Here is a 26794-nt window from a genome sequence, read left to right as displayed (position 1 = left end):
GACAAGGCTTGGTGCGGCCGGCCAGGCAACGACGTATCAAGGGTTGGGTTAGCGGCGTTTATGGCCAGAAGAGGGAGGAGCCGATATAGATGGCCCCCACAACGAACATCGAGACCACGGTGTAGCCCATGATGTCCTTGAGCTTGAGCTTGGACAGCGCCAGCGCAGGCAGGATCCAGAAAGGCTGCACCAGGTCATTCCAGCCATTGCCCAGCATCACCGACATGGCGGTGTGGGCCTGCGATGCGCCCAGGGTCTTGGCCGCTTCGATCATGAACGGGCCTTGCAGCACCCAGTGGCCGCCGCCCGAAGGCGCAAAGAAGTTGATGAAGAAGGAGCTCACCAGGCCCCACAGCGGCAGGGTATAGGCGGTCGAGAAGCTGACGAACACATGGGCGATCGATTCGACCAGGCCCGAGGCATGCATGATGGCCATGATGCCGGCGTAGAACGGGAACTGCAGAATGATGCCGCCAATGGTCTTGACACCCTCATTGACCTTTTCCACATACTTCATCGGCGTGCCCAGCAGCAAGATGCCCAGGAACAGGATGAAGAAGTTGATCATGTTCAGATCGAGGCTGCCGTTCTGCATGAAGTGCATGGCCACAAAAGCCATGCCGGTCAGGCCGATCAGCCAGCTCAGGGTGCGGCTGTTGTTCAGGCGGCCGGCAAAGGTCTTTTCGTCGCCCAGCAGGTTCGCGGCCGATGGGCCCTTGGACTCTTCGTTGCTGGCCAGCTCGGCACTGATCTCGGTGACTTTTTCACCGGCTTTCGGATGCATCGCCGCATTGATCAGCGGCAGCACGATCAGCACGGCCAGCGCGGTCAGCAGGATGTGGGGAGAGAAAATGGTTTCGCTCAGCGGGATGATGCCCATCTGCTTTTCAAAGCTGTGGCCCTTGGTGGAGATCAGCACCGGAATGGTGGCCGACAGCCCCAGGCTGTACATCGTGAAGCCGGTGTAGGCCGAGGCGATGATCAGCGGGTAGTGCACGCCCTTGACGCGCAGCGCCAGCTTCTTGGCCATGATGCCGCCGATCACCAGACCAAAACCCCAGTTCAGGTAGCTGCCCACGCAGCCCACGACGGTGGCCATGATGATGGCGCCACGCGGCGTATGCACCATACCGGCAATGCGGTTGAGGAAGCGGTCCACCACCGGTGCGGCCGCCAGCACATAGCCCATCACCAGAATCACCGCCATCTGGGTGGTGAAGGCCAGCAGGCTCCAAAAGCCCTTGCCCCAGTCCTGCACCACCAGGTTGATGGGCCGGCTCTCCACAGCAAAGGCCAGCACCATGGTCAGCAAGGTCAGCAGGATCGCGAACACGAAGGGGTCGGGCAGATACTTGCGCATCAGCTCGGTGAAGAAAGCGGTGATTTTTGACATCGATGTCTCTTGTTATCAATGGAAGGAGCAAAGCGGGGCCTGCAACCGACAGGCCCACGAAAAAGGGCTAGACCGGTGCCACGCCCACGGTCATGCCGCCACAGACATAGAGCGCCTGGCCGGTGACAAAACCGCTGCGCTCGTCGAGCATATAGGCCACGGCATGGGCCACGTCGTCGGGCGTGCCCACGCGCTTGACGGGCACGGACTGGATGATCTTTTGCGTGCGCTCGGCGCCCGGTGGGTTGGCCTTGTCGAACAGCTCGGTGCGGATGGGGCCGGGGCCGATGGCATTGGCGGTGATGCCCCATTGGCCCAGCTCCAGCGCCCAGACACGGGTCATGCCGATCAGGCCGGCCTTGGTGGCGGCGTAAGCCGTGCGCAAGTCCTTGCCCAGCGCCGCGCGCGAGGACATGTTGACGATGCGGCCAAACTGCGCCGCTTGCATGCCGGGCAGCAAGGCCTGCATGCACTGGAATGCGCAGCGCAGGTTCAGCGACACGGCGAGGTCGAACTCGGCCAGCGTCTGGCTGGCAGCGTCGTTGGGCACCACGATGCCGACGTTGTTCACCAGGCGGGTGATGGGGCCGCCAGCGAGCGCTTCGTTCAGCGCGCGGGCCGTGTCTTCGGCACTGCTGAGGTCGGCCTGGATCGCGACAAAACCGGCGGGCACCTGGTCGATCTGGCGGTCGATGATGACGGGGTCATAGCCATCGGCATGGCAGCGCAGCGCAGCGGCTGCACCAATGCCGGCGCCGCCGCCGGTGATGAGCACGCGGGGGCGTGCAGAGGTCGATGGAGTCGATGGAGTGGACATAGCGGTTTCCAAGAAAGGCGTCACAGGCAGCACTGGCCGGCGACATAGGCCTTGCGCCAGCGCGTGATGCGCACCTGGGCAAACAGATCGGCCTGGTAGAAGGGATCGGATTCGATAAAGGCCTGGGCCGCCTCGCGCGTGTCCAGGTCCACCACATAGAGGCCACCGCCCATGTCGCTGCCGTCGTCCTGCAGCTTGGCGCCGCAGGCCAGCAGCAGCTCCGCGTTGCGCGCCAGAAAGTCCAGGTGCGCCGGGCGGTGGGCCTGGCGCACGGCCTGGTGTTCGGGCTTGTCGAAAGTCTCAATGATGTAGGGCATGGTGGCTCCGGGGTAGGGTGCGGCAGGCGAGCCTGGGGCTGCTGCCGCGGTAAAGCGGTTCTCTGAAGGCCGGTCTCAGACCGTGGCAATCGGGGTCACGGGCGAGGCAATGGCGCCGGGCAGGTTCAGCGGTGGGGCGGTCAGCAGAAAGCGGCTGCGGCCATGGGCACGCAGCCACTGCGCCAGCGGTGTCAGATGCCAGAGCTCGCCCAGGTGTAGGCCCAGCTTGAACAGGCAGTGTTCATGCAGCGGCAGCGCCGCGCAGCAATCGGCACCGGGCTGCGCCGGGTGCGCTTCGACGGCATAGTTGTCGGCCGCAATCACGGCGATCTGGCTGTCGCTGATCCACTGCAGCAGCTTCTCGTCGCGGCCATTGAGCACCGCGCAGCGGTTGTTCAGCACCACCGGGTCGGGGTTCTTCTGCATCGCCAGCACGGCCTGGGCAAAGCCGGTGTGCAGGCAGAGCATGTCGCCGGGCTCGATCTCCAGCCGGTCGGCCTCGATCACGCGCATCCACTCGTCGTAGCCGATCAGGCTGCGGGCATCGCCGTAGTGCGCATGCAGGTCCATCATCACGCCCCGGCCTTGCACGCCGTTCTGCGCCATGCCCTCGATGCCCAGCGCCTTGGCGCAGCTGGTGCTGCCGCTGCTCTCGGCCGTGGGCATGCCGGTGTCGCTGACCAGCAATGGCCCCAGCACATCGCGGCCAGCGGCAAAACCGTTGTAGTAGAGCGGCTCGGGAACACCATCGCCATTGGCATCGAACAGCTGGCCGGCATGGGCCAGGCCATCCCACTGGGTGGAGTACTGCAGCGACAGCACGGCCATGTCGTCGGACAGCACATCGGTGCGGCCGGGCTCCAGATCGCCGAGCAGGCAGTTGAAGTTGACCAGGCCTTTGCGCTGCAAGGGGCGCAGCACGGGCGGCTTGCGGTTCGGGTTGAGCGCGCTGCCGCCGGGGTAGTCCAGCGGCAGGCTGAGCGAAAAGCGCAGGCCTTCCTGCACCTCGGCAACACCCTGGCGCACCTTGGCGGCCGTCAGCAGGTTGAGGCGGCCGAGTTGGTCATCGGGGCCGAAGTCGCCCCAGGTCGATCCTGCAGGGCGCTGCTTCCAGCGTGGATTGGCATCGGACATGCTTGTCTCCTTGGTTGAGGAAGGGCTGCAGCGGGCGGTTGTTGTTCTTGGTGCCCGTCTGCCTGGTTCAAGGCGGCTGCCTCAGTGTTTCTGCAAAAAGCTGCCCAGTGCCAGGTCAAAGGCCTGGGGCACTTCGAGGTTGGACAGGTGCGAGGCCGGCACCGTCGCCAGCTCCGAGCCGGCAATGGCGGCATGCATCGCTTCGGCATCGGCCACCGTGGTCACCGGGTCGGCGCTGCCGCCAATCAGCAAGGTGGGGGTCTGGATGCGGGCGATATCGGCGCGCAGGTCTTCCACGGCCAGGGCCTCGCAGCAGCTGGCATAGCCTTCGGGGGCAATGCCGGCAATCCAGGCCTGGGCGGTCTGCACCACCTGGGGCTGGCTGGCGATGAAGCCTTCAGTGAACCAGCGGCTGGGCGATGAATCGGCCAGGGTCTGCATGGCTGCCGCGCCATTGGCACGCACCAGGGCCGCGCGGTCACGCCAGCCCGCTTCGGCGCCAATCTTGGCGGCGCTGTTGGCCACGGTGATGCTGCGCATGCGTGCGCCGGCATGCACGCCCAGCCACAGTCCGGTGAGGCCGCCCATCGAGATGCCGCAGAAATGGGCCTGGTCGATGCCCAGGCTGTCCAGAATGGCCAGCACATCACCGCCCAGTTGGGCGAACTGGTAGGGGCCAGGGCTCACGACGCTGGCGCCGTGGCCACGGGTGTCGTAGCGCAGCACGCGGTACTGGCTGCTGAAAGTGCGGGCCTGGGCGTCCCACATATCCAGGGTGGTGCCCAGCGAGTTGGAGAAAACCAGCACCGGCGCGCCCTCGGGGCCTTGCAGATCGATGTTGAACATGCCGGTCGCAGTGGTGATTTGTTGTGTTGCCATGGCGTTCTGTCCTTCAAAAAGTGCCCCTGCATCGCTGCGCGGGCAAGGCTGCGCCAAGGTGGCCGAGGCAGCAGCGCTGGTGTTTGGGGGGAGGGTGTCGGGGGATGCGGGGCAAGGCGCGGCCCTTGCAGGCCCGCGCTTGCCGCCGCAGTGGGACGTCAGACTTTTTCGAGCACCACGGCAATGCCCTGGCCCACGCCGATGCACATGGTGCACAGCGCGTAGCGGCCGCCCAGTGCATGCAGCTGGTTGACAGCGGTGGTAGCGAGGCGTGCACCCGATGCGCCCAGCGGGTGGCCCAGCGCAATCGCGCCGCCCCATTGGTTGACGCGCTGGTCGTCGTCCGCAATGCCCAGGTCGCGCAGCACGGCCAGGCCTTGGGCGGCAAAGGCTTCGTTCAGCTCGATGACATCGATGTCGGCCAAGGTCAGGCCGGCCAGCGCCAGCACCTTGCGCACGGCAGGTGCCGGGCCAAAGCCCATGATGCGCGGCGCCACACCGGCAGTCGCCATGGCCACCACACGGGCGCGCGGGGTCAGGCCGTATTGCTGGGCAGCTTCTTCATTGGCCAGCAGCAAGGCGCAGGCGCCGTCGTTCACACCCGAGGCATTGCCGGCCGTCACGGTACCGCCTTCGCGCACCACGCCCTTGAGCTTGGCCAGCGCTTCGATCGTGGTGGCGCGGGGGTGCTCGTCCTGGCTGATCACCAGCGCCTCGCCCTTTTTCTGCGGAATGGTCACGGCCACGATCTCGCGGGCCAGGTGGCCGGCAGCGATGGCCGCTGCAGCCTTTTGCTGCGAGGCCAGGGCCATGCGGTCCTGGGCGTCACGCTCGATCTTGAAGTCGTCGGCCACGTTCTCGGCCGTCTCGGGCATGGAGTCCACGCCGTACAGCGCCTTCATCTGCTTGTTGACAAAGCGCCAGCCAATGGTGGTGTCGTAGACGGCATTGTTGCGGCTGAAGGCGGATTCGGCCTTGGGCATCACAAAGGGTGCGCGGCTCATCGATTCCACACCACCGGCGATCATGAGGCGCGCTTCGCCCGACTTGATGGCGCGGGCAGCGGAGCCCACGGCATCCAGACCCGAGCCGCAGAGGCGGTTGACCGTGGCGCCAGGCACCTCGATGGGCAGGCCCGCGAGCAGGCTGGACATGCGGGCCACATTGCGGTTGTCTTCGCCGGCCTGGTTGGCACAGCCGTAGATCACATCGGTGACGGCCGTCCAGTCCACACCGGGGTTGCGCTCCATCAGCGCCTTGATGGGCACGGCGCCCAGGTCATCGGTGCGCACACCGGCCAGCGCGCCGCCGTAGCGGCCAAAGGGGGTGCGCACGGCGTCGCAGATATAGGCATGGGTCATGTTGGTCTCCTGGGATGAATACCGATCGGCGTTGCGCTTACAGCAGGCGCAGGCCAATCATTTTTTCGAGTTCGGCCTTGTCCAGACCGTCAACGGTGTCGATGAGCTTGAGGCCCTGGTCGGTGACCTCGATGGTGGCCACATCGGTGTAGATGCGCTTGACGCAGCCAATGCCGGTCAGCGGGTAGCTGCATTGCTTGACGATCTTGCTCTCGCCCTTCTTGGTCAGCAGGTCCATCATCACCCAGGTCTGCTTGGCGCCGATGGCCAGGTCCATCGCGCCGCCCACGGCGGGAATGGCGCCGGCCTCGCCGGTGCTCCAGTTGGCCAGGTCGCCGTTCTCTGCCACCTGGAATGCGCCGAGCACGCAGATGTCGAGGTGACCGCCGCGCATCATTGCAAAGCTGTCGGCATGGTGGAAGAAGCTGCCGCCTGCCAGCAAGGTGACGGGCTGCTTGCCGGCATTGGTGAGGTCATAGTCTTCCTCACCAGCGGCCGGCGCCGGGCCCATGCCCAGGATGCCGTTTTCCGACTGCAGGATCACTTCGCGGTCCTGGGGGATGTGGTTGGCCACGGCCGTCGGCTGGCCAATGCCCAGGTTCACGTAGGCGCCGTCATGGATGTCCTGCGCCACGCGGGCGGCCAGTTCGTCTTTCGTGCGTTTTTGGTAGCTGCTCATGGTCTTGTCTCCTGCTTCAGGCTGTTTTCTTGAAGCCACCGGCTTGCGTGGCAACGCGCTCGATCTTGATGACCTGGTTGACATAGATGCCAGGGGTGACCACGGCTTCGGGGTCGAGCTGGCCCAGCTCCACGATCTCATGCACGGTGGCAATGGTGTACTTCGCAGCGGTGGCCATTACCGGGCCAAAGTTGCGTGCCGATTTGCGGTAGGTGAGGTTGCCCCAGCGGTCGCCTTGCTCGGCCTTGATCAGCGCCACATCGCCATAGATGGGGTACTCCAGCACATAGTGCTTGCCATTGATCTCGCGCGTTTCCTTGCCGGCGGCCAGCTCGGTGCCGTAGGCGGTGGGGCAGAAGAAGGCGCCGATGCCGGCACCGGCAGCGCGCATGCGCTCGGCCAGGTTGCCCTGGGGCACCACTTCGAGTTCGATCTTGCCGCTGCGGTAGAGCTCGTCGAACACATAGCTGTCGACCTGGCGCGGGAAGCTGCAAATGATCTTGCGCACAGCACCGGTCTTGAGCAGGGCAGCCAGGCCGGTGTCGCCATTGCCGGCGTTGTTGTTGACCACCGTGAGATCGCGCGCACCCTGTGCGATCAGGCCGTCAATCAGGGCCGCTGGAATGCCGGCGGTGCCAAAGCCGCCGATGAGCACGGTCGAGCCATCCTGGACGCGGCTGAGGGACTCGGCAATCGAGTCCGAAATCTTGTTGATCATCTTGTCTCCTGGTTCTGAACACGGGTCGCAACAGGCTGCTGATCCCGCTGCGGCATGGTCGCGCTGCGCTGTAGCAGCGCCTGTACCGCGTGCGACAAATGCCTTTCACGGCCTGTCTATGCAAGGTCTGGCACTGCATCAGCGAGGATCAGCGGCCCTTAGGGAGTTTCTGCACAACTCCCTCCCGTGGTCTGCAGGCGGGCTCGGGCGATCTGCTGCGTTGTCTTTCTTGTCAATAGCTGGCTATTGACTGCAAAAGACGCCTTGCATCTCATCCCGATCCGCGTCCATCCCGCTTGGCGAGGGTTTTGCAGAACCTCCCAGAGGCTCTTGGTAAAAATGTTCGTATATAGAACATTAGTTCGCTAAAAGAATTATAGACTGCCGGATAATCCGCTACCCGATGTCCCTGCGATTTGCTTTTGTATTGCCAGGGATCCGCTCCACGCCAACGACCACGATTGCGGCCTATGAAAGAAGAAGACCCGACCCTCCGCCCCAGTGACAGCTATGTGCAGTCCTTCGCGCGCGGGCTGGAGGTCATCCGCAGCTTTGGCGCTGCCGCGCCGCGCCAGACCTTGACGGAAGTGGCCGAGGCCACCGGCATGACGCGTGCCGGCGCGCGCCGCATCCTGCTGACCTTGCAGACCCTGGGCTATGTGCGGGTGGAGGGCCGTTTGTTTGCGCTCACGCCGCGCATCCTGGATCTGGGCTTTGCCTATCTGTCATCGATGCCGGTCTGGAATCTGGCCCAGCCGGTGATGGATGCGCTGGTCGAGCAGACCCATGAGTCTTGCTCCATCGCCGTGCTCGATGGCCAGGATGTCGTCTACGTTTTGCGCGTGCACACGCACAAGATCATGAGCACCAACCTGGGCATGGGCTCGCGCCTGCCCAGTTTCTGGACTTCGCTGGGCCGGGTGCTGCTGGCCGAGCTTCCGCCCCAGGAGCTGCAGCCCTTGCTCGAGGGCCGTGACCGCACGATGTTCACCCGCTTCACCCTCCAGGACGAAGCCCAGCTGCTGGCCGAGCTGGCCCAGGTGCGTGCACAGGGCTGGTGCCTGCTCAACCAGGAGCTCGAAGAGGGGCTCACCTCGGTCGCTGCCCCCATCCGCAATGCCAGCGGCCAGGTGGTGGCGGCCATGAATATCAGCGGCCAGGCGAACCGCACCACGCCCGAGATCATGCAGGGCGAGCTGCTGCCCCAGCTGTTGCAGGCGGCGGGGCGCGTTTCGGGCCTGTTGGGCTACCAGGCGGGCCGGGGTATCGGCGGCAAGCTGGCGCCACGTTAAGCCGCAGACGCGGCTCGGCATTTCCATTTCATGGCTTCCCTGGCGCCGCCGGGTGCCGGCTTGGGTACGTCCTGTTGCAGTCCGGGTAGCCCTCGCCTGAGGGCGGGATTCGATGGCTTTGCGCCGCGCCGTTCCAGCGCTTCGATCGCGCGCAGCCTGCCTGCGTACTGTGTTTCAGCCATTTCTTAAGAAAACCTGAAGAAGGCTTAAGAAACCGCCTGCTGTGGCTTTGTCGCCTCTGTGTATCCCATTCTTAAAGATATGTAAATGAGAACCATTTTCCTCTTTAAGATGTGCGAGCTTTTTCACGGTGGTAGCCAACCAGAGTGCGGATTTCCCATCCGGTATAGCCAGACCGAACACATACCAAGGCATTAAAAGGAACTGGAATGGCTTTCAAAACCCAACCTGTGGTGGCAGCAGTGGCGCTGCTGTGCGCGGGCTATGCAGCGGCGCAGCAAGCGCCGGCCGAGACGACCTTGCAGGAAGTGCGCGTGCAGGCAGATACTGCGGCGGACGTGGGCTACGCAGCGCCCACGGCCAAGAGCGCCACGAAGATTGAAGCGCCTTTGCGCGACATTCCGCAAACCGTCAACGTGGTGCCCCAGCAGCTGATGCGCGACCAGGCCGTGCAGTCGATGCAGGACGTGCTCAAGGCCGTTCCCGGCATTGGCCTGTCGCATGGCGATGGCCAGCGCGACCAGGTGACGATCCGGGGCTTCACGGCGATTGCGGACCAGTTCGTCGATGGCGTGCGCGATGACGCGCTGTACTTCCGCGACCTGTCCAATGTCGAGCAGGTCGAAGTGCTCAAGGGCCCGGCATCGGTGCTGTACGGCCGGGGGTCTTCGGGCGGTCTGATCAACCGCATCACCAAGAAGCCCGGCATCGACCGCAGCGAAGTGGGCCTGACCCTGGGCAGCTGGAACCAGCGCCGGGGCGAGTTTGACCTGGCGCGTGCGCCGCAGGACAGCATCGTCTCCTACCGCCTGACCGGCGCCATCGAGCGCGCCGACAGCTACCGCGACCAGCAGTTTCTGGACCGCAAGGCGCTGGCCGGCTCGGTGCAGTTCAAGTTCAGCGCGGACACGCAGCTGCTGCTGCAGGCCGACTACCTCCAGGACAGCCGCCTCACCGATTTTGGTATTCCCGCCTTCCAGGGCCGCCCGGTGAATGTGCCGCCCCGCACCTACTATGGCGCGGCCAATGCACGCGATACCGATGTGAGCACCTCGGAGGTGTACTCGGCCTCGGCTACGTTGAGCCACCGCTTCAACGACAGCCTGAGCCTGCGCAATGTGCTGCGCTACTACGACTACAGCCTGGACCGCAGCAACACCCTGGTCGGCGCGGTCAACGAGAAGGCGCAGACGGCGACCCTCAACCGTGGCCATCTGGAGCGCGACGAGCACGGCTTTTTCAACCAGCTGGAGCTGACGCAGAAGCTGGAGCTGGCGGGCATGCAGCACCAGCTGCTGTACGGGCTGGAGCTGGGCCGCCAGAACAAGGGCTTGCTGAGCATCAACCAGAGCAATGTGGGGACGGTGTCGCTGTTCAACCCGGTGCTGCCGGTCGTCTCGCCGGTGCTGACGGCTGCACCTTCGGCCAACAACGACAGCGTCTTCAGCGTGGCCAGCGCCTATGTGCAGGACATGGTCACCCTGGCCCCCGAATGGAAGCTGCTGGCTGGCTTGCGCTATGACCGCTTCCGCCAGGAAACCGACAACTACACGCCAGGCAGCGTCAACCTGGGCCGCACCGATGTGGCATGGAGCCCGCGCGTCGGCCTGGTCTACCAGCCCAGCAATGCGCTGTCGTACTACGTGTCGCTCAGCAAGTCTTTCCAGCCCTCGGGCGAGACCTTTGCGCTGGCAGCCAACAATGCCCAGCTGGCGCCTGAGAAAACCACCAGCCGTGAGGTCGGTGTGAAGTGGGATCTGCTCGACGGCAAGGCCAGCGCCAATGCGGCGCTGTTCGAGATCGAACGCACCAACATCAAGAGCGTCGACCCCGTCAGCAACACCCTGGTGCCGCTGGGCGTGCAGCGCACCCGGGGCCTGGAGCTGAGCTTTGCCGGCGACCTGTCGCAGGGCTGGCAGATCTGGTCAGGCTATGCCTACCTGTTGAGCGAGATGACCTCGTCGCCCGCTGTCGATGCCGGCCAGCCCGTAGAGGGCAAGCGCGCCACCTTGACGCCCAAGCACAGTGCCAATGTCTGGTTGACCAAGGCCCTGGGCCATGGCTTTGGCGCCGGGGGCGGCATCAGCTATGTCGGCGCGCGTTTTGCCAACCCTGGCAACACCGTCGTACTGCCGGGCTACGCCACCTTGGATGCCATGGCCTACTACCGCCTGAACCAGGTGGACCTGCAGCTCAAGCTCAACAACCTCCTGGACAAACGCTACATCGTGGCCGGGCACGGCTCCTCGCCCAACCTGAACCTGCCGGGCGCGCCGCGCTCGGTGCAGTTGGTGGCGCGCTACCGCTTCTAAGCTGCAAGGCGGGATAGAGAAAGGCCATCTGCCCAGGGGCGGATGGCCTTTTGTCGTAGTTGGTATTGCGGTGAGAGGCTCAGTCGATATTGCCCAGGCCTTGCAGGTTGCCGAAGCGGTCGCGGATCTGGATCCAGGTGCTGCCCTGGTTCAGAAGGGGCAAGTCAAAAGTAGCTGTGCCGGCAACGGTCTCGCCAGCGGTCTTGGTGCAGGTGATGCGGTCAGGGTTGTCTGGGTATTTCTGTTCGCAACGGATGGCGCCATCAGATGACAGCACCGCGCCATCCTTCTCTTTGTTGAATACCAGATGCGTTTGCATGGGCAGTGAGTACCATTCGCCAAACAGCTTGTCGGCCAGCGAAGCCGGATCGTCCAGTCGCATGCGTACGATGGTCTTGGGCGCTTCTCCCGGGAAAGTCACGGTACCTCGCTGTGAAAAGTGGGGCGTGGGCTGCTCGCGGTTGACTGCCAAATCGATACGCACTGGGCCCGCTTCCGCAATCTGGTGTGCTGACTGGGCCGCACCGCCCAGGCTGCGTCCACCCGCATACTGGTTCAGCGCAAATTCGGCCCGCGATGCCTGGGTATCTGGGCCAGTGCTGCCGTAGGTGCCGCTGCCCATATGGAAGGTGGGTTGGCCATTGGCGCCGTAGTTGAAGACCTGCAGCACCATGGTGGAGTTCTGCACGTCCAGCGCCAGTCCGCGACCGGGCTTGCCGGTGAGCTCATCTTGCACAATCCAGGTGCCGTTGATGGGCATCAGTTGGTGTGTGTGCCGTGTTGGAATGCCGGTCACGGTTGAGCCGGGAAGCGCGATGGACCAATAGTTTTGCTGCTGTAGCTGCTGGTTGGCGAAGTTCATTGCAGAATCACTCTGCCCGATTAAGGGGAGCACCTGCCCAGGTGCCTCTTTCATCGTGGCATGGCCTGCAATCTGGCCCCCCGAGATTTGAAAGCGCAGGCTTTTGATATTGCTTCCGCTGGTGGCAGAGTTGCACAGGATCTGCGCTTTCTCGGCATCCACGGAACAGGGCGAAATGTAGCTGGGTACGTTCCCGTCCACATACTCAGCAAGCTCAAGCTGGTCCTTGCTATTGCGCTGAAGTGTCGCGCTGCGGTATTGCTTGAACTGCAAATTCTTGTCCAATATCATCAGACGCAGCACGCGTTGGCCCAGCTGTGCGAGAGGATTGCTGATGCTCGGCGTGAATTCTTTGATCGCAAAGCGCTCTATCGCCGCGGGTGCTTCGCCGGGAAACTGCACCGTACCCTTCAAACCATTGCTGAAGGACACCGTCACATCACCGGGTGAGCTGTCTTCTACGGCATCCCGCGCTGCGCTGCCAAAGCTGCGCCCGCCGGTATAGCGGACGAGTGGGGCAGTGACGCTGTTGCCGTCCAGTTGCCCGGTGGCCGTGTAGAAAGTGGCATCGCCATTTTTCTCGTAGCCAAACACCTGCATGAAAAAAGTGTTGCCTTGCACATCGATGGCCAGGCCACGGCCAGGTTTGCCATCCAGCTCGCTGCTGACGATCCAGGTGCCCGCTTGGGGTGTGAAATTGCGTGCGGCCCAGCTGTTGGCGCTGCAGGCCAGAAGGCTTGCCACGATCAAAGAAGATAAGCGCATAGTGATTCAATCTCCCGGGTTATTGTCATAGTTGCCTGTTAGATCATAGCGAAGAGGCGTGCAAGCTAGCTGTCAGGGAAGCGTTGATAATGGTGCCGCCTCTCCACCCGCTGTCCTCGCCCCTTACGTCCATGGCCCGCCTTCCCCGACTCAGTCTTCCCGACATGCCGCACCATGTGCTGCACCGGGGCAACAACCGGCAGACGGTCTTTGTCGATGATGAGGATTTCCAGCACTTCAGCGATTTGCTGCGCCAGCTGGCGCAGACCCACCTGGTGGCAGTGCATGCCTTTGTGCTGATGCCCAACCACTTCCATCTGTTAATCACACCCCAGACCGAGCAGGGCCTGCCGCTGTTGATGCAGGCGCTGGGCCGGGCCTATGTGCGCTATTTCAATGCCCGCCACGGGCGCAGCGGTACTTTGTGGGAAGGGCGCTACCGCTCGACGGTGGTCGAGCCGGCCGAGCCGTTGCTGCAATGCATCATCTATATCGATTCCAATCCGCAGCGCGCAGGCCTCGTCGCCAAGGCGGAAGACTACCCCTGGTCCAGCTGTGCGCACCATTTAGGTGCAAAACCAATGGCGTGGTTGCGCGATCCGGCGGCCTTCTGGGCCTTGGGCAACACCCCCTTTGCGCGGGAGGCCCGCTATGCCCAGATGCTGGCTTATGGCCTGTCGCAGCGTGAGTCAGGTGCGCTGACCGCTGCGGTACAGGGCGGCTGGGCGATGGGCAGTGAAGACTTTGTGCAATCCCTGCAGTCCAAAACGGTGCGCAGGCTGCACAAAAAGAGTGCGGGCCGTCCCCGTTTGGCCACTCCTTCCGACGAGTGAAGTAAAAATTCCATATATATCAACGATTATTTGGCTATTTTTAATATGACCCTAATTAATTGTTGAGAAAAATCATTTGAAAATAATTGGTATCTGACCCTAAATAAAATACTTGCTCGGGTATGGGCAGCTGCTCTACATTGACCTTCCCGCGATAGATTATTTGAAGGATTGCGCCATGTCGGCTACCGCACGCGAGCAGATGCAAGCTCAGGGTCTGTATGACCCGACTCTGGAACACGATGCCTGCGGCGTCGGTTTTGTGGCCCACATCAAGGGCCAGAAGAGCCATGCCATCGTGACCCAGGCTCTGAAGATTCTGGAGAACCTGGACCACCGGGGTGCGGTGGGTGCCGACAAGCTGATGGGTGATGGCGCCGGTATCCTGATCCAGCTGCCTGACGCGCTCTACCGCGACGAGATGGCCGCCCAGGGCGTCAAGCTGCCGCCGTTTGGTGAATACGGCGTGGGCATGGTGTTCCTGCCCAAGGAACATGCATCGCGTCTGGCTTGCGAGGAAGAGCTGGAGCGCGCCATCAAGGCCGAAGGCCAGGTGCTGCTGGGCTGGCGCGATGTGCCGGTCAACCGCGAGATGCCGATGTCGCCTACGGTGCGCGAGAAAGAGCCGGTCATCCGCCAGGTGTTCATCGGCCGTGGCGCCGATGTGATCGTGCAGGATGCGCTGGAGCGCAAGCTGTATGTGATCCGCAAGACCGCCAGCGCGGCGATCCAGAACCTGCAGCTCAAGTACAGCAAAGAGTACTACGTGCCCAGCATGAGCAGCCGCACCGTGATCTACAAGGGTCTGCTGCTGGCTGATCAAGTAGGTACCTACTTCCGAGATTTGGAAGATGAGCGCTGCGTCTCCGCGCTGGGCTTGGTGCACCAGCGCTTCTCGACCAACACCTTCCCCGAGTGGCCACTGGCCCACCCTTACCGCTATGTGGCGCACAACGGTGAAATCAACACCGTCAAGGGCAACTACAACTGGATGCGCGCCCGCGAAGGCGTGATGAGCTCGCCCGTTCTGGGCAACGATCTGCAAAAGCTCTACCCGATCAGCTTTGCGCACCAGTCCGACACGGCCACTTTCGACAACTGCCTGGAGCTGCTGACCATGGCGGGCTACCCGCTGGCCCAGGCGGTGATGATGATGATTCCCGAGCCTTGGGAGCAGCACGCGACGATGGATTCGCGCCGCCGCGCTTTCTACGAATACCATGCCGCGATGATCGAGCCCTGGGATGGCCCCGCGTCGATCGTGTTCACCGATGGCCGCCAGATCGGCGCTACCCTGGACCGCAATGGCCTGCGTCCGGCCCGTTACTGCGTGACCGACGATGACTTCGTCATCATGGGCTCCGAATCGGGCGTGCTGCCCGTGCCCGAGCACAAGATCGTGCGCAAGTGGCGCCTGCAGCCCGGCAAGATGTTCCTGATCGATCTGGACCAGGGCCGTCTGATCGACGACGAAGAAGTCAAGTCCTCGCTGACCAATGCCAAGCCTTACATGCGCTGGATTGAAGACCTGCGCATCCGCCTGGATGACGTGGTCAAGCCCGTGGCCGGCGAGTCGCAGATCGACCAGCAGGCCAAGGCCTCGCAAGAGTTCGGTGCGATTGCCGAGGAGCAGAAGTCCCCGGAGCTGCTGGACCTGCAGCAGGCCTTTGGCTACACCCAGGAAGACATCAAGTTCCTGATGAGCCCGATGGCCGCGAACGGCGAAGAGGGCATTGGCTCGATGGGCAATGACAGCCCGCTGGCCGTGCTGTCCGACAAGAACAAGCCGCTGTACAACTACTTCCGCCAGATGTTCGCGCAGGTGACCAACCCGCCGATCGATCCGATCCGTGAAGCGATTGTGATGAGCCTGGTGTCCTTCATCGGCCCCAAGCCCAACCTGCTGGATATCAACCAGGTCAACCCGCCGCTGCGCCTAGAAGTGACCCAGCCGGTGCTGGACTTCAGCGACATGGTGAAGCTGCGCAACATCCGCTCGCACACCGCTGGCAAGTTCAGCTCGGCCGTGCTCGACATCACCTACCCGCTGGAATGGGGCAGTGAAGGCGTGGAAGCGCGCCTGGCGTCGCTGTGTGCACAAGCCGTTGATGCGATCAAGACCGGCAACAACATCCTGATCATCAGCGACAAGGGCGTCAGCAAGGACCGCGTGGCCATCCAGGCACTGCTGGCGCTGTCTGCCATCCACCAGCATCTGATCCGCGAAGGCCTGCGTACGGCCTGCGGTCTGGTGGTGGAGACCGGCACCGCCCGCGAAGTGCACCACTTCGGCGTGCTGGCCGGCTACGGTGCCGAAGCCGTGCACCCCTACCTGGCGCTGGAGACGATCACCTCGATCCACAAGCACCTGCCCGGCGATCTGTCGGCAGACAAGGCGATCTACAACTACATCAAGGCCATCGGCAAGGGTCTGTCCAAGATCATGTCGAAGATGGGTGTGTCCACCTACATGTCCTACTGCGGTGCGCAGCTGTTCGAAGCGGTCGGCATCAACAGCGAAACCATCGACAAGTACTTCACCGGCACCTCCAGCCGTGTTGAAGGCCTGGGCGTGTTCGAAATTGGCGAAGAAGCCATCCGCCGCCACAAGGCTGCCTTTGGCAACGACCCGGTGCTGGCCACCATGCTGGACACCGGTGGCGAATACGCCTGGCGTGCCCGTGGTGAAGAGCACATGTGGAGCCCTGATGCGATTGCCAAGCTGCAGCACTCGACCCGCGCCAACAGCTTCAACACCTACAAGGAATATGCGCAGCTGATCAACGACCAGAGCAAGCGCCACATGACCTTGCGCGGCCTGTTCGAGTTCAAGATCGATCCTGCCAAGGCCATCCCGGTCGAGCAGGTCGAATCGGCGGCCGAGATCGTCAAGCGCTTTGCGACCGGCGCCATGTCGCTGGGCTCGATCAGCACCGAAGCCCATGTGACCCTGGCCGTGGCGATGAACCGCATCGGCGGCAAGAGCAACACCGGCGAGGGCGGTGAAGACCCCGCCCGTTACCGCAACGAGCTCAAGGGCATCCCGATCAAGCAGGGCGAGTCGCTGGCGTCGATCATCGGCAAGGACCAGATCGAATCGGACTACGTGCTGCAAGACGGCGACAGCCTGCGCTCGCGCATCAAGCAAGTGGCATCGGGCCGCTTTGGTGTGACGGCCGAGTACCTGGCCTCTGCGGACCAGATCCAGATCAAGATGGCGCAGGGCGCCAAGCCCGGTGAAGGCGGCCAGCTGCCAGGCGGCAAGGTGACCGAATACATCGGCAAGCAGCGCTACTCGGTGCCCGGCGTGGGCCTGATCTCGCCCCCGCCGCACCACGACATCTACTCGATCGAGGACCTGGCCCAGCTGATCCACGACCTGAAGAACGTCGCCACGCATTCGTCGATCAGCGTCAAGCTGGTGTCCGAAGTCGGTGTCGGCACGATTGCCGCCGGCGTGGCCAAGTGCAAGGCCGACCACGTGGTGATCGCCGGCCATGATGGCGGCACGGGCGCATCGCCGTGGTCGTCGATCAAGCATGCGGGCTCGCCATGGGAGATCGGCCTGGCCGAAACCCAGCAGACCCTAGTGCTCAACGGCCTGCGCAGCCGTATCCGTGTGCAGGCAGACGGCCAGATGAAGACCGGCCGCGACGTGGTGATCGGTGCGCTGTTGGGTGCCGATGAGTTCGGCTTTGCCACCGCACCGCTGGTGGTCGAGGGCTGCATCATGATGCGCAAGTGCCACCTCAACACCTGTCCGGTGGGTGTGGCCACGCAAGACCCCGAGCTGCGCAAGAAATTCAGCGGCAAGCCCGAGCATGTGGTGAACTTCTTCTTCTTCATCGCCGAAGAAGCGCGCCAGATCATGGCCCAGCTGGGTATTGCCAAGTTCGACGACCTGGTGGGCCGTGCCGACCTGCTGGACATGAAGGCCGGTATCACCCACTGGAAGGCCAAGGGCCTGGACTTTGGCCGCCTGCTGGCGCGTGCCGAAGTGGCGGGCGATGTGCCGCTGTACCACACGCAGAACCAGGACCATGGTCTGGAAAAGGCTTTCGACAACATCCTGATCGAGAAGTCGCGCCCCGCCATCGACAAGGGCGAAAGGGTCAAGATCCTGGAGACCGTGCGCAATGTGAACCGTACCGTGGGCGCGATGCTCTCGGGCGCAGTGACCAAGGTGCATCCCGAAGGCCTGCCTGACGACACCATCCACATCCGTGTCGAGGGCACCGGTGGCCAGTCGTTTGGCGCCTTCCTGTGCAACGGCATCACCCTGTACCTGGTCGGTGACGCGAACGACTACACCGGCAAGGGCCTGTCCGGCGGCCGCGTGGTGGTGCGCCCGAGCCTGGATTTCCGTGGCGAAGCGCACAAGAACATCATTGTGGGCAACACCGTGATGTACGGCGCAACCACCGGTGAGGCCTTCTTGAGCGGCGTGGCCGGCGAGCGCTTTGCAGTGCGCCTGTCGGGTGCCACGGCGGTGGTCGAGGGCACCGGTGACCATGGTTGCGAATACATGACTGGCGGTACCGTGCTGGTGCTGGGCAAGACCGGGCGCAACTTTGCAGCCGGCATGAGTGGCGGTGTGGCCTACGTCTATGACGAGGACGGCCAGTTCGCCAGCCGCTGCAACACCACGATGGTCACGTTGGACAAGGTGCTGAGCCAGTCCGAGCAAGAGGCCAGCATCGACAAGGGCATCTGGCACAACGGCCAGACGGACGAAGCACAGCTCAAGCGCCTGCTTGCCGACCACCTGCGCTGGACGGGCAGCAAGCGTGCCCGTGACCTGCTGGACAACTGGGCGGAGGTGCGCAGCAAGTTCGTCAAGGTCTTCCCGACCGAGTACAAGCGCGCGCTGGGTGAGATCCACGCCCGCGCCGAAGCCAAGGCGCAAGTCGCCAAGGCCAAGACCTCGGCCAAGAAGAGCGTGGACGCCGCCGCGAAGTGAGGCCGCTGGCGGCCCTGCCGCCAAGCACCCCGACCCTTATTAATGACCACGATTGCTGTCCCCGCCAACGCGGCGCGGGCAGCAGCCAAGCAAGAGATCCGATCATGGGAAAAGTCACAGGCTTTATGGAATATGCGCGTATCGACGAGGGCTATGCCCCCGTTGAGGACCGCCTCAAACATTACAAGGAATTTGTTGTTGGCCTGAACTCGCAGCAGGCCAAGCAGCAAGGCGCCCGCTGCATGGACTGCGGCACGCCGTTCTGCAACAGCGGTTGCCCGGTCAACAACATCATTCCGGATTTCAACGATCTGGTGTACCGCGCCGATTGGGCGGCAGCCTTTCATGTGCTGGATTCGACCAACAACTTCCCCGAGTTCACCGGCCGCATCTGCCCCGCGCCTTGCGAAGCGGCCTGCGTGCTGAACATCAACAGCGATCCGGTGGGTATCAAGTCCATCGAACATGCCATCATCGACCGTGCCTGGGAAGAGGGCTGGGTGCAGGCGCGTCCTCCCAAGCACCAGACGGGCAAGAAGGTAGCAGTGGTTGGCTCCGGCCCTGCCGGCATGGCGGCAGCCCAGCAATTGGCCCGTGCGGGCCATGCGGTGACCTTGTTCGAAAAGAACGACCGCATCGGCGGTCTGCTGCGCTACGGCATCCCTGACTTCAAGCTCGACAAGGTCCACATCGACCGCCGTGCCGCTCAGCTGCAGGCCGAAGGCGTGACCATCCGCACCGGCGTGCTGGTGGCTGGCAAGGACGGTCTGGGCAAGGACAGCAAGGTCACCAACTGGGCCAAGGAAACCGTCTCGCCCGAGCAGCTCAAGTCCGAGTTCGACGCGGTGCTGCTGACCGGCGGCTCCGAGCAGTCGCGCGATCTGCCGGTGCCCGGCCGCGACCTGGACGGCGTGCACTACGCGATGGAGTTCCTGCCCCAGCAAAACAAGATCAATGCCGGCGACAAGCTCAAGGGCCAGATCCGTGCGGATGGCAAGGACGTCATCGTCATCGGCGGTGGCGACACCGGCAGCGACTGCGTGGGCACCAGCAACCGCCACGGCGCCAAAAGCGTCACCCAGTTCGAGGTGATGCCCATGCCGCCCGAAGAGGAAAACAAGCCGCTGGTCTGGCCTTACTGGCCGATCAAGCTGCGCACCAGCTCCAGCCACGAAGAAGGCGCTGTGCGTGAGTTCGCGATCTCGACCAAGACGTTCAACGGCGACAAGGGCAAGGTCAAGAGCCTGACCACCGTGCAGGTCGAGTTCAAGGACGGCAAGCTGAGTGAAGTCAAGGGCACCGAAAAGGAATGGCCTGCCGACCTGGTGCTGCTGGCCATGGGTTTTGTGAACCCCGTCTCGCCGGTGCTGGAAGCCTTTGGCGTCGACAAGGATGCCCGTGGCAACGCCCGTGCGACCACCGACTTCACCGGCGGCTACGCCACCAATGTGAACAAGGTGTTTGCCGCTGGCGACATGCGCCGTGGCCAGTCGCTGGTGGTCTGGGCCATCCGCGAAGGCCGCCAGGCCGCGCGCGCCGTCGACGAGTACCTGATGGGCTGGAGCGATCTGCCGCGCTAAAACCGGTAGCCACTCACCCACCCAAGACCGCAGCCGAGGCTGCGGTCTTTTTTTGTGCCTGCTCGGCCTGAGTGCATCCTAGATATCCGGTATACCCCCAGGGGGTACCTGGGGTTTTCATATATTTTTCATATGTAATTTTTATAAATTGCATTTATACTCTGTCCCAGTACCTGAGTTTGGCGTGCTTTTGCGCCGTTGCGAACACCGCCTGCCATGCCCCATAACGCTGAAGACAAGCACCGCGCCATCACCCGCCTGCGCCGCATCAAAGGCCAGGCGGAGGCCCTGGAGCGAGCGGTGGAGGCGGGCAGTGATTGCGCCCCCATCCTGCAGCAGCTCGCCGCCATGCGCGGGGCCGTACACGGCCTGATGGCCGACTTGCTCGATGGCCATATGCGCGAGACCATGGCCAAGCAGCCGGCGCCATCTCAGGCGGACATTGACGAAATGCTGTCGCTGCTGCGTTCGTACCTCAAATAGGCCTGTGGTCGTGACCGCGCCTGACTGTTTTCCCCCGTTTTTGACCCAAGGAGTCCACCCATGAAATCCCGCGCCGCTGTTGCCTTCAAAGCCGGAGAGCCTTTGCAGATTGTCGAGATCGACGTTGCGCCACCCCAGAAGGGCGAAGTGCTGGTCAAGATCACCCACACGGGCGTGTGCCACACGGATGCCTTCACCCTGAGCGGTGATGACCCCGAAGGCATCTTCCCGGCGGTGCTGGGCCATGAGGGCGCCGGCATCGTGGTGGAAGTGGGCGAGGGCGTTACCAGCGTCAAGCCAGGCGACCATGTGATTCCGCTGTACACGGCAGAGTGCGGCGAATGCCTGTTCTGCAAGAGCGGCAAGACCAACCTCTGCGTGGCGGTGCGCGCCACCCAGGGCAAGGGTGTGATGCCCGATGGCACCACGCGCTTCAGCTACAACGGCGAGCCGATCTACCACTACATGGGCTGCTCCACCTTCTCCGAGTACACCGTGGTGGCCGCAGTGTCGCTGGCCAAGGTCAATCCCGATGCCAACCCCGAGCAGGTCTGCCTGCTGGGCTGCGGCGTGACCACCGGCCTGGGCGCTGTCAAGAACACCGCCAAGGTGCAAGAGGGCGATACCGTGGCCGTGTTCGGCCTGGGCGGCATCGGCCTGGCGGTGATCCAGGGCGCGCAGCTGGCCAAGGCCGGCCGCATCATCGCCGTCGATACCAATCCTGGCAAGTTCGAGCTGGCCAAGACCTTTGGCGCAACCGACTGCATCAACCCCAAGGATTTCGACAAGCCGATCCAGCAAGTGATCGTCGAGATGACCGGCTGGGGCGTGGACCACAGCTTTGAATGTATCGGCAGCACCCAGGTGATGCGTGCGGCGCTGGAGTGCGCGCACCGTGGCTGGGGCCAGAGCGTGATCATCGGTGTGGCGGGTGCGGGCCAGGAGATTTCCACCCGTCCTTTCCAGCTCGTTACCGGCCGCAAATGGCTGGGCACGGCCTTTGGCGGCGTCAAGGGCCGCAGCGAGCTGCCCGGCATGGTGGAAGACGCGATGGCCGGCAAGATCCAGCTCGAGCCTTTTGTCACCCACACCATGGGCCTGGCCAAGATCAACGAGGCTTTCGACCTGATGCATGAAGGCAAGTCGATCCGCTCGGTGGTCAATTTCGCCAGCTAAGCACTGCTGGCCGAACCTGGCCAGTGCTGGCTGCCAGCATGCGCTGCAATAGTCCTGCGCAGCGCTGGCAGCGGTGCCAGGGGCGACAATGCGAGGCTTGTTGTCCCTGCGGCCCCACCCGCACCATTGAAATCCATGTCTTTTACCTCTCTTGGCCTTGCTCCGTCGCTGGCCCACGCTGCCCAGGCCCATGGCCTGATTGCACCCACGGCCATCCAGACCCAAGCCATTCCGGCCATTCTGGACGGGCGTGACCTGCTGGGCTGTGCGCCGACCGGCTCGGGCAAGACGGCGGCCTATGTGCTGCCCCTGATGCAGGCCTGGATGCTCAGCGATGCAGCAGGCCAGGCGGGCCGCCATGAGACGCAGGCCTTGATCCTGGTGCCTACCCGCGAGTTGGCCACCCAGGTGGCCGAGCTGGTCTACTTTGTCGGCGAGGCGCTGGGCCGCCGCCCCAAGGTGGCCGTGCTCACCGGCGGTGTGTCCATCAACCCCCAGCTGCTGGCCTTGCGCGGCGGTGTGGATCTGGTGATTGCCACGCCCGGGCGCTTGCTCGATGTGGTGGCGCACAGCAAGCTGCGGCTGGACACCATCAGCACCCTGGTGCTGGACGAGGCCGACCGGCTGATGGACCTGGGCTTTGCCGAAGAACTGCAAAGCGTGCTGGCCCTGGTGCCGCCGCGCGAGCAGCGCCAGACCCTGCTGCTGTCGGCCACCTTTGCGCCGGCGGTGCAAGCGCTGGTGCCCACCTTGCTGCGTGCCACGCATGAGAAGGTGGAGATCGCCTCGACCCATCTGCAGGATGCCACCATCGTGCAGGAGGCCTACTACCTCGATGCCGCCAAGCGCACCGCCTGGCTGCGTGAGCTGGTGACCCAGTACGCCGGCCAGCGCATGCTGGTGTTTGTGGCCAGCCGCTACAGTGCCGAGCATGTGGCCAACAAGCTTTATGACAAGGGCATCAGCGCCACCGCCTTCCATGGCGAGCTGAGCCAGGGCGCACGCCAGCAGGTGCTGCAGGAGTTCCGCAGCAGCCAGTGGCAGGTCCTGGTGACCACCGACCTGGCCGCGCGCGGCATCCATGTCGAGGCACTGCCCCTGGTCATCAACTACGACCTGCCGCGCTCGCCCACTGATTACACCCACCGCATCGGCCGTACCGGCCGGGCCGGTATCTCGGGCCTGGCCATCAGCCTGGTGACCCCCGCCAGCCTGGCGCACTGGAAGCTGATTGCCAAGCGCAATGGGCTCGATGTGGCGCTGCAGAGCCTGGACCAGTACCCGGTCACCGAAGCCGTGCCCGCGCATGCGCCCTCTGAAGATGCCGGCAATGGCGGCATCAAGGGCAAGCGCATGAGCAAGAAAGACAAGCTGCGTGCAGCGGCCGCCCAGGCCGCATCCCTGCCAGCCCCTACCGAAGGAAATTCCGATGTCTGATGCCCAAGCCAGCCTCAAGCTGCAGGCAGCCCATGCCTGCTTTGGCGGCGCCCAGCGTTTTTATGAGCATTTCTCCAGCCAGATCGGCCTGGCGATGAAGTTCTCGGTGTTTCTGCCGCCCAAGGCGGTGGAGGGCGAGAAAGTGCCGGCGCTGCTGTACCTGGCGGGCCTGACCTGTACCGAAGAGACTTTCATGACCAAGGCCGGCGCGCAGCGCCTGGCGGCTTCGCTGAACGTGGCCCTGGTCACCTGCGACACCAGCCCGCGCGGCGCGGGCCTGCCTGGCGAAGCGCAGAGCTGGGATTTTGGCGTGGGTGCCGGTTTCTACCTGGATGCCACGGCCAAGCCCTGGGCACTGCACTGGCGCATGGAAAGCTACATCGTCGACGACCTGCTGCCACTGCTGGGCGCCAAACTGCCAATCGACCTGCAGCGCCTGGGCATCTTTGGCCACAGCATGGGCGGCCATGGCGCGCTGACCCTGGCGCTGCGCCATCCCGGCGTGTTCAAGTCGGTCTCGGCCTTTGCGCCGATTGCCAATCCCATTAACTGCCCCTGGGGTCAGAAAGCCTTTGCCGGCTACCTGGGCGACAACCAGGCCGAATGGGCGCAGCACGATGCCACCGCCTTGATGGCCGCGCAAAAGCAGCCGCCTTACCCGGCCGGCATCCTCATCGACCAGGGCTTGGCCGACAAGTTCCTGCTCGAAAAGCAGCTGCTGCCCGACGCCTTTGAAGCTGCCTGCGCCCAGGTCGGCCAGCCGCTGACCCTGCGCCGCCATGGCGGTTATGACCACGGCTATTACTTCATCCAGAGCTTTATCGACGAGCACCTGCGCTTTCATGTGAGCCAGCTGTAGACAGGAGCCGATACGCGGGTTCTGCCAGGTGCTGCCGCCCACCCCGGGCTGTGGCGCCTGTTTTATTTGCGCGCCTCGGTCAGCATGCGCAGCGCCAGGCCTGCGAGCACGGTGCCCATCAACCAGCGCTGCACCTGCACCCAGCGGGGGCGGCTGGCCAGAAACCCGGCGATCGAGCCGGCCAGCATCGCGATGGCGGCATTCACGCTGACGCTGACCACGATCTGCGTGAAACCCAGCACCATCGACTGGGAAAAAACGCTGCCTTGCGCCGGGTCGATGAACTGCGGCAGCAGCGACAGGTACATCACCGCGATCTTGGGGTTGAGCAGGTTGGTCAGAAAACCCATCGCAAACAGCTTGCGCGGGCTGTCCTGCGGCAACTGGCGCAGCTCGAAGGGCGCGCGCCCGCCGGGCTTGACCGCCTGCCAGGCCAGGTACAGCAGGTACAACGCGCCGCCAATGCGCAGTGCATCGTAGGCGTAGGGAATGGCCATCACCAGCGCGGTGATGCCCAGCGCCGCGCACAGCATATAGAAGACAAAGCCCAATGCCACACCGCCCAGCGAGATCAACCCTGCGCTGCGCCCCTGGCATATCGAGCGGGAGATCAGATAGACCATATTGGGCCCGGGCGTCAGGACCATGCCCAGGGAAATGAGGCCAAAGGCGAGCCAGTTGTGGAGTTCAGGCATGGGGCGGGCGCAAATCGCAGTGCAAGAGGGTGGTGGGAGAGGGCGGCGCCCGCTGACCATCAGGTGCTGCGTGGCGCTCCCACATCATAGACGCGCAGAGCGCGGTCGCCTATCTCCAGCGCAGGCCATGCAGCGCGCCAGGCCTGGATATGGCTGGACGCAAAATGCGCATCCAGCGCAGCCTGGTCGCTCCACAGCTCTTTGACGTGGATCAGCCCGGGCTCCAGTACATCCTGGGCATAGCCATATTCCAGGCAGCCTGCCTCGGCGCGTGAGGCTTCCACCATCGCCCGCATGGCGGGCAGCGCGCGTTCCAGGTTGGCGGCGGGCAGGCGAACGGTACCAACGATCAACAGCATGGCTTCTCCTATCAGCGGGCCATTTTAGGGTCAGCGCATCCAGCCAGGCACCTTGGTTTCCAGCAGCTGGGGCACCATGTCGGCGCTGGTCCACACCACCGCCAGCTGCTCCCACTGCGCCGCCCAGCGCTGGGCATCGTCGCGGCCCAGACCGATGACCAGAAAGCCCGGTTCAGCCGGCCAGCCATTGGCGGGGTGCTGGGCGACCGCAGGCAGCGCGGCCAAGCCGGCGGCGCCCAGCGCGCGGCCCAACTGGGCATGGCGTTCGATATTTTCGTCCTTGTCCAGCAGCTCACCCATGGGGTTGAAGGCGGTGATGAAGCAGCTGCAATCGGTCTGGTGCTGCCGGTACAGTGCGCCGAGCGCCGCCTGGGCCTGGCCCACCTGCAGCAGGAACGGAGCCTGGATCAGCACGTGGTACCGGGTTTCTTCAAAGGCCTTGCGCAGTTCGGGCGAGAGGGTGGTCATAAATGAGGGGACGCCAGTGTTGTAAATCATTCACTCGCGGTATAGAAGACCGTGAAATGTAGATGCCCTGGTCTCTGTATGGCGACCAGGGCAGCCATCGTAGCGGCTTGCTGACGTCCGACTAGGCCGGCGGAGTTTTCCCCATAAGCGACACGAAATTCGTGTGATCGGAGACAATACGCGATTCGCCCGCACTCTGATGCTTGTAAAAATCAAGTCAAGTGCTCTTACTTTGTCTTTCTCTTTGGTTGAGACACATGAAAAAACGTTCTTTCGTTGCCACCCTGGCGCTGACTGCCTTGCTCACCGCTTGCGGCAAGAATGATGCGCCCAAGCCTGCGGCTGAAGCACCCGCGCCTGCGCCTGTTGCTGCAGCGGTGACCAAGCTGGTGGTCGGTCTGGACGACAACTTCCCGCCGATGGGTTTCCGTGACGAGAAGAACGACATCGTGGGTTTTGACATCGACATGGCCCGCGAAGCGGCCAAGCGCGCTGGCATCGAAGTGGAATTCAAGCCAATCGACTGGAACGCCAAGGAAGCCGAGCTGCTGGGCAAGCGCGTCGACGCCCTGTGGAATGGCCTGACCATTCTGGAAGAGCGCAAGGAAAAGATCCTCTTCACCGACCCCTACATGGTCAACAAGCAGATCATCATCGTGAAGGCGGGCTCGCCGATCAAGACCAAGGCCGACATGGCTGGCAAGATCGTGGGCGCCCAGGAAGGCTCCAGCGCCGTGACCGCGATGGAAAAGGACAAGGAACTGTCCTCCCAATTCAAGGAAACCAAGCTGTTTGGCGACAACATCGCTGCACTGATGGACGTCGAAGCCGGCCGCCTGGATGTCGTGGTGGTGGACGAAGTGGTCGGCCGCTACCTGGTCTCCAAGAAGCCTGACAACTACGTGGTGCTGGCCGACGACTTTGGCACCGAGGACTATGGTGTGGGCTTCCGCAAGGACGACGAAGCCACGCGCAACAAGATCAACGACGTGCTGGCCGAGATGAAGAAGGACGGCAAGGCCGAAGAAATCGCCAAGAAGTGGTTTGGCGCCGACGTGATCAAGCACTGATCTGCAGGTGACTTCGCACCGGGCCGGCACAGCGTGCCGGTCTTGTGCTTTTGGGCATGGCCCATGGCCGCCGCAGCGCTGGGCGCTGCCCGGCGGCCAGAACGGATTTTTATGACAGGAGTGCCAGACCGGGAGCGCCAACGCGTTCCAAGGCACTCGTGCCTG

The 26794-nt window shown here is 63.5% G+C and carries 22 protein-coding genes; 10 read left to right on the top strand and 12 right to left on the bottom strand.

From position 1 onward, the window contains the following. Positions 1 to 58 precede the first annotated feature (58 nt). From ACHWUQ_RS00470 to ACHWUQ_RS00435, 8 genes are all read right to left on the bottom strand, one after another. The gene (locus ACHWUQ_RS00470; protein WP_394680032.1) at positions 59 to 1393 is read right to left on the bottom strand and encodes a short-chain fatty acid transporter; all 1335 of its coding nucleotides are present in this window, start codon (positions 1391 to 1393) and stop codon (positions 59 to 61) included. Between the two features lie 67 nt (positions 1394 to 1460). Then, positions 1461 to 2210 (bottom strand): SDR family oxidoreductase, encoded by a 750-nt coding sequence (locus ACHWUQ_RS00465; RefSeq protein WP_239810738.1) that lies wholly within the window; start codon positions 2208 to 2210, stop codon positions 1461 to 1463. A 20-nt stretch (positions 2211 to 2230) separates the two neighbouring features. Then, complete coding sequence (locus tag ACHWUQ_RS00460; protein WP_230770513.1) at positions 2231 to 2527, bottom strand: YciI family protein; 297 nt, start codon at positions 2525 to 2527, stop codon at positions 2231 to 2233. Between the two features lie 75 nt (positions 2528 to 2602). Then, a complete protein-coding gene (locus tag ACHWUQ_RS00455; protein WP_312452072.1) occupies positions 2603 to 3661 on the bottom strand; it encodes a cyclase family protein in 1059 nt (352 codons plus the stop codon). 81 nt (positions 3662 to 3742) lie between these two features. Then, positions 3743 to 4540, bottom strand: a complete 798-nt coding sequence (gene pcaD / locus ACHWUQ_RS00450; RefSeq protein ID WP_133856900.1) for a 3-oxoadipate enol-lactonase — start codon at positions 4538 to 4540, stop codon at positions 3743 to 3745. A 158-nt stretch (positions 4541 to 4698) separates the two neighbouring features. Next, the gene (gene pcaF, locus ACHWUQ_RS00445; protein WP_394680031.1) at positions 4699 to 5901 is read right to left on the bottom strand and encodes a 3-oxoadipyl-CoA thiolase; all 1203 of its coding nucleotides are present in this window, start codon (positions 5899 to 5901) and stop codon (positions 4699 to 4701) included. 37 nt (positions 5902 to 5938) lie between these two features. Further along, a complete protein-coding gene (locus ACHWUQ_RS00440; RefSeq protein ID WP_239810742.1) occupies positions 5939 to 6580 on the bottom strand; it encodes a 3-oxoacid CoA-transferase subunit B in 642 nt (213 codons plus the stop codon). 16 nt (positions 6581 to 6596) lie between these two features. After that, positions 6597 to 7298, bottom strand: coding sequence for a 3-oxoacid CoA-transferase subunit A (locus ACHWUQ_RS00435; protein WP_133856897.1), 702 nt, complete (start codon positions 7296 to 7298; stop codon positions 6597 to 6599). 470 nt (positions 7299 to 7768) lie between these two features. On the opposite strand from ACHWUQ_RS00435, the gene ACHWUQ_RS00430 reads away from it, so the two are divergent. Then, on the top strand, positions 7769 to 8590 hold the full coding sequence (locus ACHWUQ_RS00430) for an IclR family transcriptional regulator C-terminal domain-containing protein (RefSeq protein WP_394680030.1): 822 nt from the start codon (positions 7769 to 7771) through the stop codon (positions 8588 to 8590). A gap of 389 nt (positions 8591 to 8979) precedes the next feature. Next, on the top strand, positions 8980 to 11082 hold the full coding sequence (locus ACHWUQ_RS00425; RefSeq protein ID WP_394680029.1) for a TonB-dependent receptor: 2103 nt from the start codon (positions 8980 to 8982) through the stop codon (positions 11080 to 11082). A 79-nt stretch (positions 11083 to 11161) separates the two neighbouring features. Here the strand turns inward: ACHWUQ_RS00425 and ACHWUQ_RS00420 are convergent, their stop codons facing one another. Next, positions 11162 to 12565, bottom strand: coding sequence for a hypothetical protein (locus tag ACHWUQ_RS00420; protein ID WP_394680028.1), 1404 nt, complete (start codon positions 12563 to 12565; stop codon positions 11162 to 11164). A 275-nt stretch (positions 12566 to 12840) separates the two neighbouring features. Between ACHWUQ_RS00420 and ACHWUQ_RS00415 the strand changes: the two genes are divergently transcribed. The 7 genes from ACHWUQ_RS00415 (at position 12841) to fghA (ending at position 24037) form a co-directional block, all read left to right on the top strand. Then, positions 12841 to 13542 (top strand): transposase, encoded by a 702-nt coding sequence (locus tag ACHWUQ_RS00415; protein WP_394680027.1) that lies wholly within the window; start codon positions 12841 to 12843, stop codon positions 13540 to 13542. A 178-nt stretch (positions 13543 to 13720) separates the two neighbouring features. Continuing rightward, positions 13721 to 18502, top strand: a complete 4782-nt coding sequence (locus ACHWUQ_RS00410) for a glutamate synthase-related protein (RefSeq protein ID WP_239810748.1) — start codon at positions 13721 to 13723, stop codon at positions 18500 to 18502. A 104-nt stretch (positions 18503 to 18606) separates the two neighbouring features. Next, complete coding sequence (locus tag ACHWUQ_RS00405) at positions 18607 to 20082, top strand: glutamate synthase subunit beta (RefSeq protein WP_394680026.1); 1476 nt, start codon at positions 18607 to 18609, stop codon at positions 20080 to 20082. A 216-nt stretch (positions 20083 to 20298) separates the two neighbouring features. Further along, entirely contained in the window at positions 20299 to 20565 is a 267-nt protein-coding gene (locus ACHWUQ_RS00400) for a metal/formaldehyde-sensitive transcriptional repressor (RefSeq protein ID WP_021026096.1), read from the top strand. Between the two features lie 60 nt (positions 20566 to 20625). Continuing rightward, positions 20626 to 21741, top strand: a complete 1116-nt coding sequence (locus tag ACHWUQ_RS00395) for an S-(hydroxymethyl)glutathione dehydrogenase/class III alcohol dehydrogenase (RefSeq protein ID WP_394680025.1) — start codon at positions 20626 to 20628, stop codon at positions 21739 to 21741. Between the two features lie 135 nt (positions 21742 to 21876). Continuing rightward, on the top strand, positions 21877 to 23178 hold the full coding sequence (locus ACHWUQ_RS00390; protein WP_394680024.1) for a DEAD/DEAH box helicase: 1302 nt from the start codon (positions 21877 to 21879) through the stop codon (positions 23176 to 23178). Next, entirely contained in the window at positions 23171 to 24037 is an 867-nt protein-coding gene (gene fghA, locus ACHWUQ_RS00385) for an S-formylglutathione hydrolase (protein ID WP_394680023.1), read from the top strand. Before ACHWUQ_RS00390 ends, fghA begins: the two co-directional genes overlap by 8 nt. 62 nt (positions 24038 to 24099) lie before the next feature. Here fghA and ACHWUQ_RS00380 read toward each other — a convergent pair whose 3' ends face one another. The 3 genes from ACHWUQ_RS00380 to ACHWUQ_RS00370 are packed head-to-tail and all read right to left on the bottom strand — an operon-like array spanning position 24100 to position 25559. Next, positions 24100 to 24732 carry a LysE family translocator gene (locus tag ACHWUQ_RS00380; protein ID WP_373449771.1) on the bottom strand — a complete coding sequence of 211 codons (633 nt, stop codon included), beginning with the start codon at positions 24730 to 24732 and terminating at the stop codon, positions 24100 to 24102. A gap of 59 nt (positions 24733 to 24791) precedes the next feature. Continuing rightward, positions 24792 to 25091 (bottom strand): putative quinol monooxygenase, encoded by a 300-nt coding sequence (locus ACHWUQ_RS00375; RefSeq protein WP_239810754.1) that lies wholly within the window; start codon positions 25089 to 25091, stop codon positions 24792 to 24794. 30 nt (positions 25092 to 25121) lie between these two features. Continuing rightward, the gene (locus ACHWUQ_RS00370) at positions 25122 to 25559 is read right to left on the bottom strand and encodes a DUF3293 domain-containing protein (protein ID WP_239810755.1); all 438 of its coding nucleotides are present in this window, start codon (positions 25557 to 25559) and stop codon (positions 25122 to 25124) included. Between the two features lie 257 nt (positions 25560 to 25816). On the opposite strand from ACHWUQ_RS00370, the gene ACHWUQ_RS00365 reads away from it, so the two are divergent. Further along, complete coding sequence (locus ACHWUQ_RS00365) at positions 25817 to 26629, top strand: amino acid ABC transporter substrate-binding protein (RefSeq protein ID WP_312833740.1); 813 nt, start codon at positions 25817 to 25819, stop codon at positions 26627 to 26629. The last annotated feature ends 165 nt before the right edge of the window (positions 26630 to 26794 follow it).

Origin of the sequence: uncultured Comamonas sp. (genome assembly GCF_964277875.1) — a bacterium.
Classification (GTDB): Bacteria; Pseudomonadota; Gammaproteobacteria; order Burkholderiales; family Burkholderiaceae_C; genus Comamonas; species Comamonas sediminis.
This window is presented reverse-complemented; position numbering and strand designations above follow the sequence as displayed.

Coding starts and splice junctions, on each gene's coding strand:
- ACHWUQ_RS00470 (WP_394680032.1), bottom strand. CDS start 1,393: ATGTCAAAAATCACCGCTTTCTTCACCGAGCTGATGCGCAAGTATCTG.
- ACHWUQ_RS00465 (WP_239810738.1), bottom strand. CDS start 2,210: ATGTCCACTCCATCGACTCCATCGACCTCTGCACGCCCCCGCGTGCTC.
- ACHWUQ_RS00460 (WP_230770513.1), bottom strand. CDS start 2,527: ATGCCCTACATCATTGAGACTTTCGACAAGCCCGAACACCAGGCCGTG.
- ACHWUQ_RS00455 (WP_312452072.1), bottom strand. CDS start 3,661: ATGTCCGATGCCAATCCACGCTGGAAGCAGCGCCCTGCAGGATCGACC.
- pcaD (WP_133856900.1), bottom strand. CDS start 4,540: ATGGCAACACAACAAATCACCACTGCGACCGGCATGTTCAACATCGAT.
- pcaF (WP_394680031.1), bottom strand. CDS start 5,901: ATGACCCATGCCTATATCTGCGACGCCGTGCGCACCCCCTTTGGCCGC.
- ACHWUQ_RS00440 (WP_239810742.1), bottom strand. CDS start 6,580: ATGAGCAGCTACCAAAAACGCACGAAAGACGAACTGGCCGCCCGCGTG.
- ACHWUQ_RS00435 (WP_133856897.1), bottom strand. CDS start 7,298: ATGATCAACAAGATTTCGGACTCGATTGCCGAGTCCCTCAGCCGCGTC.
- ACHWUQ_RS00430 (WP_394680030.1), top strand. CDS start 7,769: ATGAAAGAAGAAGACCCGACCCTCCGCCCCAGTGACAGCTATGTGCAG.
- ACHWUQ_RS00425 (WP_394680029.1), top strand. CDS start 8,980: ATGGCTTTCAAAACCCAACCTGTGGTGGCAGCAGTGGCGCTGCTGTGC.
- ACHWUQ_RS00415 (WP_394680027.1), top strand. CDS start 12,841: ATGGCCCGCCTTCCCCGACTCAGTCTTCCCGACATGCCGCACCATGTG.
- ACHWUQ_RS00410 (WP_239810748.1), top strand. CDS start 13,721: ATGTCGGCTACCGCACGCGAGCAGATGCAAGCTCAGGGTCTGTATGAC.
- ACHWUQ_RS00405 (WP_394680026.1), top strand. CDS start 18,607: ATGGGAAAAGTCACAGGCTTTATGGAATATGCGCGTATCGACGAGGGC.
- ACHWUQ_RS00400 (WP_021026096.1), top strand. CDS start 20,299: ATGCCCCATAACGCTGAAGACAAGCACCGCGCCATCACCCGCCTGCGC.
- ACHWUQ_RS00395 (WP_394680025.1), top strand. CDS start 20,626: ATGAAATCCCGCGCCGCTGTTGCCTTCAAAGCCGGAGAGCCTTTGCAG.
- ACHWUQ_RS00390 (WP_394680024.1), top strand. CDS start 21,877: ATGTCTTTTACCTCTCTTGGCCTTGCTCCGTCGCTGGCCCACGCTGCC.
- fghA (WP_394680023.1), top strand. CDS start 23,171: ATGTCTGATGCCCAAGCCAGCCTCAAGCTGCAGGCAGCCCATGCCTGC.
- ACHWUQ_RS00380 (WP_373449771.1), bottom strand. CDS start 24,732: ATGCCTGAACTCCACAACTGGCTCGCCTTTGGCCTCATTTCCCTGGGC.
- ACHWUQ_RS00375 (WP_239810754.1), bottom strand. CDS start 25,091: ATGCTGTTGATCGTTGGTACCGTTCGCCTGCCCGCCGCCAACCTGGAA.
- ACHWUQ_RS00370 (WP_239810755.1), bottom strand. CDS start 25,559: ATGACCACCCTCTCGCCCGAACTGCGCAAGGCCTTTGAAGAAACCCGG.
- ACHWUQ_RS00365 (WP_312833740.1), top strand. CDS start 25,817: ATGAAAAAACGTTCTTTCGTTGCCACCCTGGCGCTGACTGCCTTGCTC.